This window comes from Variovorax paradoxus B4 (assembly GCF_000463015.1).
GTDB lineage: Bacteria > Pseudomonadota > Gammaproteobacteria > Burkholderiales > Burkholderiaceae_C > Variovorax > Variovorax paradoxus_E.
In genome coordinates this window covers 118,108-130,542 of record NC_022247.1, presented here as the reverse complement: position 1 = coordinate 130,542, position 12,435 = coordinate 118,108, and the positions used below count along the sequence as shown (strand labels likewise).

Genomic DNA, 12,435 nt, shown 5'->3' with positions numbered 1-12,435 from the left:
GGACATTGCGCGAGCGCACCTTTCGGTGTTCTGATCGACCCCCATGTCCTACGTCATCCTGCTCCTCATCCATCTTCTCGCCGCCGCCTTCTGGGTCGGCGGCATGGCCACCCTGCACTTCGCGGTGCGCCCCGCCGCCGTCGCCACGCTGGAGCCGCCGCTGCGCCTGCGCACGATGGCAGCGGCGCTGCGGCGCTTCTTCGTCGGCGTGGACGCGGCCGTCACGCTGCTGTTCGTGACCGGCGTGGCGATGATCCTGCTCGCGGGCGGCTTCCGCGCGGTGCACTGGCGCGTGGAGGCGATGATGGGCATCGCCATCGTGATGGCCGGCATCTACGTGTACATCCGCGCCTCGGTGTTCAGGGCGCTGCGCCGCGCGGTGGAGGAAAGCGCATGGCCGGTGGCCGCCGCGCGGCTCAATACCGTGCGCCTGCTGGTGACGGTGAACCTCGCGCTCGGCGTGGCGGTGTTCGCCGTGGCGACCGTCGGGCGCGCCGGCTAGTTGCTGCCTGCCGGCCCTTTCAGCTCGACGCCGTTGCCGTCGGGGTCGGCGATGTAGATCGAAGGTCCGTTGCCTTCGGCGCCGAAGTTGTTCTGCACCTCGCCATGCACCGGCACGCCGTGCCGGGCCATCAGCGCACGGATGGCCGCCTCGTCGAAGGGCTCGATGCGCAGGCAAAGGTGGTCGACGTTGCGGCCTTCCTTGCCGGCGAGCGCGCCGCCCTGCCGGCCGAGCGGGCCGTCGTGCGTGACAAGGTCGATCAGGCTCGAGCCTGCGCGCAAGTGCACCAGCCCCAGGTCGTCGCGGCGCTTCTCGACCTGGCAGCCAAGCACGTCGCGGTAGAAGGCGATCGACTGCACGATGTCCTTCACGCGCAGCACGACATGGTCGATGCGCAGGACCGAGAACGGCAGGCTGTGCGTCGGATCGGCCATGGCGTGCGTCCTTTCTACATGGGGTTCAGACCACGCCGGCCGCGCGCAGCGCGTCGAAGCGCGCGCCATCGATGCCGAACTCGGCCAGCACCTCGCGCGTGTGCTGCCCGAGCGCCGGCGGCGCATGGCGCAGCACGGGCGGCGTGGCCGTGAGGCGCAGCGGGCTCGCCACGCCGGTGATGCTTTCGATGCCGTCGCCCGCATCGCGCGGCAGCGTGACGGCCAGGCCGCGCGACTTGACCTGCGCGTCGTCGAAGGCCTGGGCGATGTCGTTGATCGGGCCGCAGGGCACGGCCTTGTCTTCGAGCAGCGTGACCCAGTCGGTGGTGGTGCGGGTGCGCGTGAGCGCTTCCATCATCGGAATGAGCACGCCGCGGTGCTTCACGCGCAGCGTGTTGGTCGCAAAGCGCGCATCGGCGGCCCACTCGGCGTGGCCGGCCGCTTCGCAGAAGCGCGCGAACTGGCCGTTGTTGCCGATGGCCAGCAGCATCGAGCCGTCGAGTGTCGGAAAGTCTTGATACGGCGCCAGGCTCGGGTGCGTGTTGCCCTGGCGCTGCGGTGCCTTGCCGGTGTTGAGGAAGGCGCTGGCCTGGTTGGCGAGGATGGCCATGCCCACGTCGAGCAGCGCCATGTCGATGTGCTGGCCTTCGCCCGTGCGGTCGCGCACCTGCAGCGCCGCGAGGATGGCAGTGCTCGCATAGACGCCGGTGAACAGGTCGGTGAGCGCCACGCCCACGCGCAGCGGGCCGCCGCCGGGCTCGCCGTCGGGACGGCCGGTGATGCTCATCATGCCGGTCATGGCCTGGATCATCAGGTCGTAGCCCGCGCGCTCGGCGTACGGGCCGTCGTGGCCGAAGCCGGTCACGCTGCAGTAGACGAGGCGCGGGTTGGCCGCGCGCAGGCTCTCGTGGTCGAGCCCGTACTGCTTCAGGCCGCCGGTCTTGAAGTTTTCCACCACGATGTCGGCCTGCGCCGCCATCTGCTTGAGCAGCGCCTGCCCCTCGGGCGTGGCCATGTCGACCGTGACCGAGCGCTTGTTGCGGTTGCAGGCGGTGAAGTAGCTGGCCTGGTCGGTGTCGTTGCCGTTCGCGTCCCTGATGAAGGGCGGCCCCCAGGTGCGCGTGTCGTCGCCGACGCCGGGGCGTTCGATCTTGACGACGTCGGCGCCCAGGTCGGCGAGGATCTGCGTGCACCACGGGCCCGCGAGCACGCGGGACAGATCGAGGACCTTGATGCCGTCGAGTGCTGCGGGCTTGGCTGTCATGCGTTCGTTCAGTTGGCGAAGGCGGCGATGCCCGTGATGGCGCGGCCCAGGATGAGCGCGTGGATGTCGTGCGTGCCTTCGTAGGTGTTGACCACCTCGAGGTTCACCAGATGGCGCGCCACGCCGAACTCGTCGCTGATGCCGTTGCCGCCCATCATGTCGCGCGCCAGGCGGGCGATGTCGAGGGCCTTGCCGCAGTTGTTGCGCTTCATGATCGAGGTGATCTCGACCGAGGCCGTGCCTTCGTCCTTCATGCGGCCCAGGCGCAGGCTCCCTTGCAGGCCCAGCGCGATCTCGGTCTGCATGTCGGCCAGCTTCTTCTGGATCAGCTGGTTGGCGGCGAGCGGGCGGCCGAACTGCTTGCGGTCCAGCGTGTACTGGCGGGCGCGATGCATGCAGTCTTCCGCGGCGCCGAGTGCGCCCCACGAGATGCCGTAGCGGGCGCTGTTGAGGCAGGTGAAGGGGCCCTTCAGGCCCTGCACTTCGGGGAACGCGTTTTCCTCGGGGCAGAACACGCCGTCCATCACGATCTCGCCGGTGATGCTGGCGCGCAGGCCGACCTTGCCGTGGATCGCGGGAGCCGAGAGGCCCTTCATGCCCTTCTCGAGCACGAAGCCGCGGATCGGGCCGACCGTGCCGCTTTCGCTGACTTCCTTGGCCCAGACCACGAACACGTCGGCGATGGGCGAGTTGCTGATCCACATCTTGGCGCCGCTGAGCGAATAGCCGCCCGGCACCTTCTTGGCGCGCGTGACCATGCTGCCGGGGTCGGAGCCGTGGTCGGGCTCGGTCAGGCCGAAGCAGCCGATCCATTCGCCGGTGGCGAGCTTGGGCAGGTACTTCTGCTTCTGCGCCTCGGTGCCGAATTCGAAGATCGGCACCATCACCAGCGAGCTCTGCACGCTGGCCATCGAGCGGTAGCCCGAATCGACGCGCTCGACTTCGCGGGCGATCAGGCCATAGGCCACGTAATTGAGGCCGGGGCCGCCGTACTGCTCGGGGATCGTGGGCCCCAGCAGGCCGAGCGCGCCCATCTCGCGAAAGATGGCGGGGTCGGTCTCGCCGCTGCGGAAGCCTTCGATGACGCGCGGCGCGAGGCGCTCCTGGCAGTAGGCATTGGCCGCGTCGCGGATCATGCGTTCTTCGTCGGTCAGCTGCTGGTCGAGAAGAAGGGGGTCGTCCCAGTGGAATTGCGCTTTGGCGGCCATGTGCTTGTCTCCGGAAGAGGGAAAAGAGGGGGAATGGCTCGATCCTAGCCATGCGGGGGCCCGGGCGCAAACGATGAATCCTCACCCAGATATGCGCCTTGCGCACATCTGGCACCCGCCTGGCAAGACGTTTCCATTGGTGACGGCGTCCGCCCAGTCATACACTACCGGCATACATGCGCCGCAAGATCCCGCCCCTGCAGACCCTCGTGTGCTTCGACGCCGCCGCGCGCCACGAGAGCTACACGCGCGCCGCGCAGGAACTCGCGCTCACGCAGAGCGCGGTGTCGCGCCAGATCGGCACGCTCGAAGCCTTCCTGGGCGTGGCGCTGTTCCGCCGCACCCGCCACGGCGTGGCGCTCACCGCGAGCGGCGCGGCCTATGCGCGGCAGATCACCAAGCGGCTCGAGGCCATGGAGCGCGACACGCTCGACGCCATGGCGCACCAGGGCGAAGGCGGCTCGCTCTCATTGGCGGCCGTGCCCACCTTTGCCACGCGCTGGCTGATGCCGCGCCTGAAGGGCTTCGCGGCATTGCAGCCCGACGTGGTGGTGCACATCGAGACGCGCACCCGCCCCTTTCTCTTTGCCGATGCGGAGTTCGACGCCGCGCTGTATGCCGGCACGCCCGCGCAGGTCGAGAACTGGGCCGGCACGCGCGCACTCATGCTGATGCACGAGGACGTGGTGCCGGTGTGCAGCCCGTCGCTGCTGCCGCGCGGCAGGGCCGTGACGCCGGCGGCCATCGCGCAGATGCCGCTGCTGCAGCAGAGCACGCGGCCCGATGGCTGGCGCCAATGGTTCGACGCGCAGCAGGTCGATGCGCCCAATGCGCGCGGCGGCCCGCGCTACGAGCTGTTTTCCATCCTGGCCGCGGCCGCCTCGCACGGCCTGGGCGTGGCGCTGATGCCCACGATGCTGGTGGCCGACGAACTCGCGCGCGGCGAACTGGTGGTGGCCTGCGCGCGGCCGCTGTCGGGCGAGCGCAACTACTACCTCGTGACGCCCGAGCGCGCCGACCAGCGGCCGCTGCTGAAGTTCTTCAGCGACTGGCTGCTGGCCGAGGCGCAGCGCCGCGCCGCCTAAGACAGTGCCGATATGATGGTCCGCACCATCGCGCACGCCTTGCGCCCCTCACCATGCTGAACAACCTCGCTCCCTTTCTCGTGCACTGGGCCATCACCGCGCTGTCGCTGTGGGTGGCCAGCCTGATCTTCCGCGGCATCAAGTTCGAGAGCACTTCCGCGCTCGTGATCTCGGCCCTGCTGCTGGGCCTGGCCAATGCCGTCGTGAAGCCGCTCCTGATCGTGCTCACGCTGCCGCTGACGCTGTTGACGCTCGGCCTCTTCCTGCTGGTGATCAACGCGCTGATGATCATGCTGGTGGCCGCGCTGGTGCGCGGATTCAAGCTTTCGGGCTTCTGGACCGCTTTCTTCGCGAGCATCTTCATCTCGCTGCTGAGCATTGCGATCGACTCGCTGGTGAACAGCGGCGACCCCGCCACCACCATCCAGATGCCGACGGGCAGCGGCAAGTGGCTGTAGGTGTAGGCCCCGCAGCCCGGGCCTGAGCCGGGCTCATCACCGCCAGCCGAACAGCGCGCCCCAGCCGCGCACCTGCGCCGGATCGGCCCCCACGGCGCGCAGCTGGCCCCAGACGGTGGTACTCACGGTGTCGAGCAGCGCGATGCCGGTTTCGGCCTCGAACGCCTCGGCCAGGGGCGCGGCGTGCAGGTTGGTGCAGAAGGTGGTGATGGCCTCGGGCCGCGCGGCCGCCACCTCGCGCATCGATGCCATCAGCTGCGCGGGCTCGACCAGCGCGAAGTCGTGGTTCACGCGGATGCCCAGGTGGCGCTCGGCCACCACCTCGATGCCGAGCGCGCGGTAGTTGTCGACGATGCGCTGCTGCACGTCGGCGGTGTAGGGCGTCACCAGCCCGAGCCGCTTCACGCCGCGCAGCGCCAGCAGTTCGTTGAGCGCCAGCACGGCGGTGGTGGCGGCGATGCCGGTGCGCTCGCGGATGCGCTCGACCAGGCGCCGGTCGGCATCGAAGCCCAGCCAGCCCGACGAGGTGCCGCTCCAGGCGATCACGTCGACCTGCGCATCGGCCAGCAACTCGGCGGCGGCAAGGATCTTGCTGTCGTCGAACTGGCCCAGGCCCGCGGCCGAGAGCGAGATCTCCGTCACCCTGAAGCGCGAGAAATGGGCGCTGCAGCCCGGCACGCAGGCGGCCAGGGTGCCGGTCAGCGGCTCCAGCGCGGTGTTGGACGAGGGCGTGAGCACGCCAAGGCGAAGGGGGCGCGTCATGGGTTTCCTTTTGTGTGCGGATGGCCGGCATCCGCGTAATCACTGCTTCCGGGCCGCTTGATTGTTGATGATTATGTCGACAATATTCAATACCTTTTGTTGACAAAAAATGAGGCACGCCTTTCCATGAGCTCCCACTCGGCCTTCGACCTGGTGATCCGCAATGCGCAGGCCGTCACGGCCAGCGACACCTTCCACTGCGACATCGGGGTGCGCGAGGGGCGCATCGTGCAGCTCGGCCTCGCGCTGGCCGGCGGTGCGCGCGAGATCGACGCGGCCGGCCGGGCAGTGACGCCCGGCGGCGTCGATGCCCACTGCCACCTCGACCAGCCGATGCCCGCCCCCATGCGCATGGCCGACGGCTTTGCCAGCGGCACACGCAGCGCGGCCTGCGGCGGCACCACCACGGTGATTCCCTTCGCGGCGCAGGCCAAGGGGCAGTCGCTGCGCGCGGCGGTGGACGACTACCACCGCCGCGCCGAAGGCCAGGCGCATGTCGACTACGCCTTTCACCTGATCGTGAGCGACCCGACGCCCACGGTGCTGCGCGAGGAGCTGCCGGCGCTGATCCGCGAGGGCTACAGCTCGTTCAAGATCTACATGACCTACGACGACCTCAAGCTCGACGACGGCCAGGTGCTGGACGTGCTCGACGTCGCGCGCGCGCACGGCGCCATGGCCATGATCCATGCCGAGAACGCCGACTGCATCGAATGGCTCACGCGCCGCCTCGAAGCGGCCGGGCGCACCGCGCCGCGCTACCACGCGCATGCGCGGCCGATGCTGGTGGAGCGCGAGGCCACGCACCGCGCGATTGCGCTGGCCGAATTGGTCGACGTGCCGATCCTGGTCGTGCACGTGTCGGGCCGCGAGGCGGTCGAGCAGATCCGCTGGGCGCGTGCGCACGGGCTCAGCGTGTTCGCCGAGACCTGCCCGCAATACCTCTTCCTCACGGCCGAAGACCTGGGCATCGACGACAGCTACCAGGGCGCCAAGTGCGTGTGCAGCCCGCCGCCGCGCGACAAGGCCAACCAGCAGGTGATCTGGGACGGGCTCAACGATGGCCTCTTCACGGTGTTCTCGTCCGACCACGCGCCGTTTCGCTTCGACGACCCCCAGGGCAAGAAGCCGGGCGGCCAGGAGGTCGGGTTTCGCCATATTCCCAACGGCATTCCGGGCCTGGAAACTCGCATGGCGCTGCTGTGGTCCGAAGGGGTGATGGCCGGGCGCATCACGCCGCAGAAGTTCGTCGAGCTCACCGCCACCAACCCGGCCAAGGCCTACGGCCTGCACCCGCGCAAGGGGAGCATCGCGGTCGGCGGCGACGCCGACCTGGTGATCTGGGAGGAGCGCGAGTTCGTGCTCGGCAATGCACGGCTGCACCACGATGTCGACTACACGCCCTATGAAGGCATGCATCTGTCGGCCTGGCCGGCCATGACGCTGGCGCGCGGCGAGGTGGTGTGGGACGGCACAACCTTCACCGGCCGCACCGGGCACGGGCGCTTCCTGCCATGCGGCGCGCCCACGCTGCAGCCCCGGCGGCGCGGCTGAGCGGGCGAATTGGGCGTGCCGGCGGCCGCCGATGCCGACCCGGCCGGCCGCGGGGTGGCGTGCAACTTGCAAGGATTTCGTCATGACGGACAGCAGCTCCCCCCGCTCCTCCTCCAAGGCCGCCGGCAAGGTCACGCGCATCGACCGCGACGGCGACGGCACCGTGCAGTCGCTCACGCGGGCCATGCAGCTGCTCGAACTGCTGGCCGACGACGACGAGGGCTACCGCCTGGTCGACATCGCGGCGCGCAGCGGCCTGTCGTCGTCCACCGCGCACCGCCTGCTCACCACGCTGGAGCAGCGCCAGTTCGTCCAGTTCGACCGCGAAACCAGCCTCTGGTACGTGGGCGTGCGCTGCTTCTCGGTGGGCGCGGCCTTCGGGCGCCGGCGCCGCATCGCGCACCTGGCGCTGCCGGTGATGCGGCGGCTGCGCGACAGCTCGGGCGAAAGCATCAACCTGGGCATTGCCGACCTGGGCGACATCGTGTTCGTCACGCAGGTGGAAAGCCGCGAGCTGATGCGCGCCATCGGCAAGCCGGGGTTCCGCGCGCCGCTGCACGGCACGGCCATGGGGCAGGCCATCCTGGCCGCCATGGCCGAGGACGACGTGCTGCAGTACCTGCGCACCTACGGCCTGCCCAAGCTCACGCCCAACACCATTGCGCGCGCGTCGCGGCTGCACGAAACCCTGGGCGAGGTGCGCCGGGCGGGCTATGCGGTGGACGACGAGCAGAACGCCGTGGGCCTGCGCTGCATTGCCGCCGCCATCCGCGACGAGCACGGCCAGCCCTTCGGCGCGATCTCGCTGGTGGGGCCGACGCAGCGCATCAAGGCGGCCGACTTCGCGCAGCTCGGCGCCACGGTGCGCGGCGCCGCCGACGAGATCACCGCGGCCTACGGCGGGCGCCTGAAGTAGCCGCCGGCCGCGCGTCTTCCACCGGCGCGCAACGCCAAGTGCTTGATCCGCAACGATTTTTTCTGCCGTTCCCGGTGCGCGGAAAACTCCGCGCGCGTGCCTTGCGGCGCGGTTCAATGGCCTCCTCCATTGCCGCCTTGCCGATCCGCCCACCTTTGCCCTCCCAGGAGAAATCATGCCGATGCGCCCTCTTGCCAAGCCCTTTTCAAAACCGTTCGCCGCGGCCTTCGTGCTCGCGCTGGCCACGGTGCTCGCCCTTCCCACCGCCCAGGCGCAGGACCGGATCAAGCTGAAAGCCATCGGCCAGCCGCTGGCCACCGGGCTGATCCAGAAGAACAAGGAACAGCCCTTCTTCGAGAACTTCGCCGCCCGCACCGGCCTGCCGATCGATGTGGACTACAAGCCCATCGACACGCTCGGCATCAAGGACACCGAGCAGCTGCGCGTGATGAAGGCGGGCCTGTTCGACATCGTCTCGCTGCGGGTGTCGCAGAACTCGCGCGACGAGCCGACGATCCTGGGCCTCGACCTGGTGGGCGCCGCGCCTGACTACGCTACCGGCCGCAAGGTGGCCAAGGCCTATTTCGACACGGTCGATGCGCGGCTGCAACAGCAGTTCAACGTGAAGCTGCTCGGCGTGTGGCCCTTCGGCCCGCAGATCCTGTTCTGCAAGAAGCCGATTGCCTCGCTGGCCAACATCAAGGGCATGAAGGTGCGCGTGTACGACCAGAACCTGGCCAAGTTCATCGAGATGGTGGGCGGCACGCCGGTGCCGGTGTCGTTCGCCGACACGCACCAGTCGCTGTCGCTCGGCGTGGTCGACTGCGCCATCACCGGGCCGAGCTCGGCCAACTCGGCCGGCTGGCCCGAAGTCACGACCCACCAGCTGGCCATCGGCTTCCAGATGGCGCTCAACGGCTACGGCATGACGATGAAGTCGTGGAACGCGCTCAAGCCCGACCAGCAGGCCAAGCTCAAGGCGGCCTTCGACGGCCTGACCGAAGAGGTGTGGAAGTACTCCGAAGAGCTGTTCCGCGACGCGCTGAACTGCAATGCCGGCAAAGACCCGTGCACCACCGGCAAGAAGTTCAAGCTGGTCGACGTGCCGGTCACGCCGGCCGACCTCGAGCTGGTGCGCGGCGCGGTCGGCAAGGTGTCGCTGCCGGTGTGGGCCGAGGTCTGCGACAAGTCGAACCCGGGCTGTTCCAAGGGCTGGCAGGCGACCGTGGCGCCGGTGCTGGGGCTCAAGTGAGCAGCGCGGCCATGAGCGAGCGGCCGCAGCCCACCGCCGCGTCGCCTGAAGAAGCGCCGGCCGCGCCGCGGCGCGTCGACTTCAAGACGCGCGTGGAGACGGTGCTGGCCACCATCTTCGGCGCGATCTTCCTTGGCCTGTCGGTCATCGTGACCATCGAAACCGCCGCGCGCAAGCTGTTCAACATCTCGCTGCAGGGCGCGGACGAACTCGGCGGCTATGCGCTCGCGGTGGGCTCGACCATTGCCTTCAGCCTGGCGCTGCTGGGGCGCAACCACATCCGCGTCGACGTGTTCCACGAGAGGTTTCCGGTCCGCGTGCAGGCGCTGCTGAACTGGCTCTCGGCGGTATCGCTGGCGGCGCTCGCGGTGTTCATCGGCTGGGTGGCGTTCAAGGTGATCGGCGACACCATGGCCTACCGCAGCACCGCGCAGACGCCGTGGGCCACGCCGCTGATCATTCCGCAGGGCGTCTGGTATGGCGGGCTGGTGATCTTCGCGCTCGTGGCCTGCGGGCTCGCGCTGCGCGCCACCCAGTTGCTTCTCAGCGGCAACATCGCGGCGCTGAACACCGACTTCCATCCCAAGAGCGCCAAGGAAGAGCTGAAGGAAGAACTGGACGACCTCGCGGTGCGCCAGGCCGCGCAGCCCGGCGAAGGAGACAAGCCGTGAACCTGCTCGTCATAGGACTCGCCTTCTTCGCGATGCTCGGCATGATGCTGGTCGGCATGCCGATTGCCGTGTCGATGGCGCTGGTGGGCATCGTCGGCGGCATTGCGGCCTACGGCGCGCCCTTCATGGACTCGATCGCGCCTGTGGTCTGGGGCGTGCAGAACGAGAACCTGCTGACCTCGGTGCCGTTGTTCGTCTTGCTCGGCGAGCTGCTGCTGCGCTCGGGCATTGCCGACCGCATGTACATTGCGCTGTCGGCCTGGCTCGGCCGCCTGCCCGGCGGGCTGCTGCACACCAACATCGGCAGCTGCGCGCTGTTCGCAGCCACCTCAGGCTCGTCGGTGGCCACCGCCGCCACAGTGGGCACGGTGGCGCTGCCTTCGCTGCAGCGGCGCGGCTACTCCATGCGCGCCTCGCTCGGCAGCCTGGCCGCCGGCGGCACGCTGGGCATCCTGATTCCGCCCAGCGTGAACATGATCGTGTACGGCTCCCTCACCAACAACTCGATCGGCAAGCTGTTCATCGCGGGCATCATCCCGGGCCTGCTGCTGACCGGCTTCTTCATGCTCTGGATCGCGGGCTCCAGCCTGGCGAGCGGCAACGCGATGCGCGAGGCCAAGGTGCCGCTGGACCAGCGCATCCGCGCGCTGGTGCACCTGGTGCCGCCGGCAGTGGTGTTCGGCATCGTCATGGGCAGCCTCTACTTCGGCATTGCCACCGCGGCCGAAAGCGCCGCGCTGGGCGTGATTGCGGCGCTGGGCTTCGTGCTGCACTCGGGCAAGCTGAGCTGGGAGCTGATGCGCAACTGCTTCGTCTCGACAGCGCGGGTGAGCGGAATGATCCTGCTCATCGTGGTGGCGGCCTTCGTGCTGAACCTGACGGTGAGCCTCACCGGCGTGGCCGAGGCCATGACCAAGTGGGTCTCGGGCCTGGGCCTGTCGGCCACGGGGCTGATCCTCGCGCTGATGGTGTTCTACCTGGTGCTCGGCATGTTCATGGACGTGCTGTCGATGCAGGTGGCCACCATTCCCATCACCTATCCGATCGCCACTGCACTGGGCGTCGACCCGATCTGGTTCGGGATCTTCATCGTGCTGATGTGCGAGCTGGGGCTCATCACGCCGCCGGTGGGCATGAACCTGTTCGTGGTGCACGGCATCCGGCCCGACAAGGGCGGCATCGAGGACGCGATCTGGGGCGCACTGCCCTATGCGCTGATCATGATCCTGTTCACCCTGCTGCTGCTGGCCGTGCCGCAGCTGGTGACCTGGCTGCCGGGCCACATGTGATGAAGAAACTCAAGCTCGCCCTCGTTGCCGCGGCCGCCCTCGCCCTGGCGCTGCCCGCGCCGGCCCAGAACACGCGGCTGCGCGTGGCGGGCAGCCTGGTGTCCGGCGGCCAGATCCAGCAGAACAAGGAGCAGCCCTTCTTCGAGAACTTCGCAAAGAACACCGGGCTGCCGATCGATGCCGAGTACAAGCCGCTCGACGTGCTCGGCATGAAGGACGCCGACGGCCTGCGCGTGGTCAAGTCGGGGCTGTTCGACATCGTGGCGCTGCGGCTGGCGCAGGTCTCGCGCGACGACCCGTTTCTGCTCGGCCCCGACATCGTCGGCCTCTCGACCGACTACGACACCGCGCGCAAGGTGGTCGATGCCTACCGCGCGCCGCTCGACACGCGGCTGCAGGAACGCCACGGCGCCAAGCTGCTGGGCACCTACCCGTTCGGCCCGCAGATCATGTTCTGCAAGACCCCGATTGCGGGCCTGGCCGACCTCAAGGGCAAGAAGGTGCGCGTCAGCGACCAGTCGCTCGCGCGCTTCATCGAGCGGCTCGACGGCATTCCGGTGGCCCTTGCATTCACCGAGACGCAGCAGGCGCTGGAGCGCGGCGTGGTCGACTGCGCGATCACCGGGCCGAGCTCCGCCAACTCGGCCGGCTGGCCCGAGGTGACCACGCACGTCATGCCGATCGGCTTCCAGATCCACATCGTCGCCTACGCCATCAACCTGAAGAAGTGGAACGCGCTGCCGCCCGAGCAGCAAGCCAGGATGGCGGCCGCCTTCCAGAAGCTGGAGACCGACACCTGGGCCTATTCGCGCGAGCTGTGGGACGACGCCTCGCGCTGCAACGTGGGGCGCGAGCCGTGCAAGCTCGGCAAGCGCTACGCCATGAAGGAAGTGCCGGTGAAGCCGGCCGACCAGAAGCTCGTGCGCGACGCGGTCGGCGCGGTCTCGCTGCCGCTGTGGGCCGAGGTTTGCGACAAGTCCTACGACAAGTGCTCGGCCACCTGGAAGCAGGTCGTCGCGCCGGTGGTGGGCCTCAGGTAA

The 12,435-nt window shown here is 68.9% G+C and carries 13 protein-coding genes; 9 read left to right on the top strand and 4 right to left on the bottom strand.

Annotation, left to right across the window (positions count from 1 at the left end; genetic code table 11):
- Nucleotides 1–43 precede the first annotated feature (43 nt).
- Entirely contained in the window at nt 44–502 is a 459-nt protein-coding gene (locus VAPA_RS00635; RefSeq protein ID WP_021004833.1) for a CopD family protein, read from the top strand.
- Here VAPA_RS00635 and VAPA_RS00630 read toward each other — a convergent pair.
- From VAPA_RS00630 to VAPA_RS00620, 3 genes are read right to left on the bottom strand one after another with little or no spacing between them, the layout of a single operon-like run.
- Complete coding sequence (locus tag VAPA_RS00630) at nt 499–936, bottom strand: VOC family protein (protein ID WP_021004832.1); 438 nt, start codon at nt 934–936, stop codon at nt 499–501. The two genes, VAPA_RS00635 and VAPA_RS00630, sit on opposite strands and share 4 nt — an antisense overlap.
- A gap of 25 nt (nt 937–961) precedes the next feature.
- Entirely contained in the window at nt 962–2,200 is a 1,239-nt protein-coding gene (locus tag VAPA_RS00625; protein WP_021004831.1) for a CaiB/BaiF CoA transferase family protein, read from the bottom strand.
- Between the two features lie 8 nt (nt 2,201–2,208).
- A complete protein-coding gene (locus tag VAPA_RS00620) occupies nt 2,209–3,408 on the bottom strand; it encodes an acyl-CoA dehydrogenase (RefSeq protein WP_021004830.1) in 1,200 nt (399 codons plus the stop codon).
- A 176-nt stretch (nt 3,409–3,584) separates the two neighbouring features.
- Between VAPA_RS00620 and VAPA_RS00615 the strand changes: the two genes are divergently transcribed.
- Entirely contained in the window at nt 3,585–4,493 is a 909-nt protein-coding gene (locus VAPA_RS00615) for a LysR substrate-binding domain-containing protein (RefSeq protein ID WP_021004829.1), read from the top strand.
- Nucleotides 4,494–4,546: 53 nt separating this feature from the next.
- Nucleotides 4,547–4,951, top strand: coding sequence for a phage holin family protein (locus tag VAPA_RS00610; RefSeq protein ID WP_021004828.1), 405 nt, complete (start codon nt 4,547–4,549; stop codon nt 4,949–4,951).
- A 36-nt stretch (nt 4,952–4,987) separates the two neighbouring features.
- On the opposite strand, the gene VAPA_RS00605 is transcribed toward VAPA_RS00610, so the two are convergent.
- Nucleotides 4,988–5,713, bottom strand: coding sequence for a maleate cis-trans isomerase family protein (locus tag VAPA_RS00605; protein WP_021004827.1), 726 nt, complete (start codon nt 5,711–5,713; stop codon nt 4,988–4,990).
- A 126-nt stretch (nt 5,714–5,839) separates the two neighbouring features.
- Between VAPA_RS00605 and hydA the strand changes: the two genes are divergently transcribed.
- From hydA to VAPA_RS00575, 6 genes are all read left to right on the top strand, one after another.
- Complete coding sequence (gene hydA, locus VAPA_RS00600; RefSeq protein ID WP_021004826.1) at nt 5,840–7,267, top strand: dihydropyrimidinase; 1,428 nt, start codon at nt 5,840–5,842, stop codon at nt 7,265–7,267.
- Nucleotides 7,268–7,349: 82 nt separating this feature from the next.
- On the top strand, nt 7,350–8,183 hold the full coding sequence (locus tag VAPA_RS00595; RefSeq protein WP_021004825.1) for an IclR family transcriptional regulator: 834 nt from the start codon (nt 7,350–7,352) through the stop codon (nt 8,181–8,183).
- 175 nt (nt 8,184–8,358) lie between these two features.
- Nucleotides 8,359–9,435 (top strand): TRAP transporter substrate-binding protein, encoded by a 1,077-nt coding sequence (locus VAPA_RS00590; RefSeq protein WP_021004824.1) that lies wholly within the window; start codon nt 8,359–8,361, stop codon nt 9,433–9,435.
- 11 nt (nt 9,436–9,446) lie between these two features.
- A complete protein-coding gene (locus VAPA_RS00585; RefSeq protein ID WP_021004823.1) occupies nt 9,447–10,106 on the top strand; it encodes a TRAP transporter small permease subunit in 660 nt (219 codons plus the stop codon).
- Nucleotides 10,103–11,395: a TRAP transporter large permease gene (locus VAPA_RS00580; protein WP_021004822.1), complete on the top strand. Its 1,293-nt coding sequence runs from the start codon at nt 10,103–10,105 to the stop codon at nt 11,393–11,395. Before VAPA_RS00585 ends, VAPA_RS00580 begins: the two co-directional genes overlap by 4 nt.
- On the top strand, nt 11,395–12,435 hold the full coding sequence (locus tag VAPA_RS00575; protein WP_021004821.1) for a TRAP transporter substrate-binding protein: 1,041 nt from the start codon (nt 11,395–11,397) through the stop codon (nt 12,433–12,435). The genes VAPA_RS00580 and VAPA_RS00575 overlap by 1 nt, the downstream gene beginning before the upstream one ends.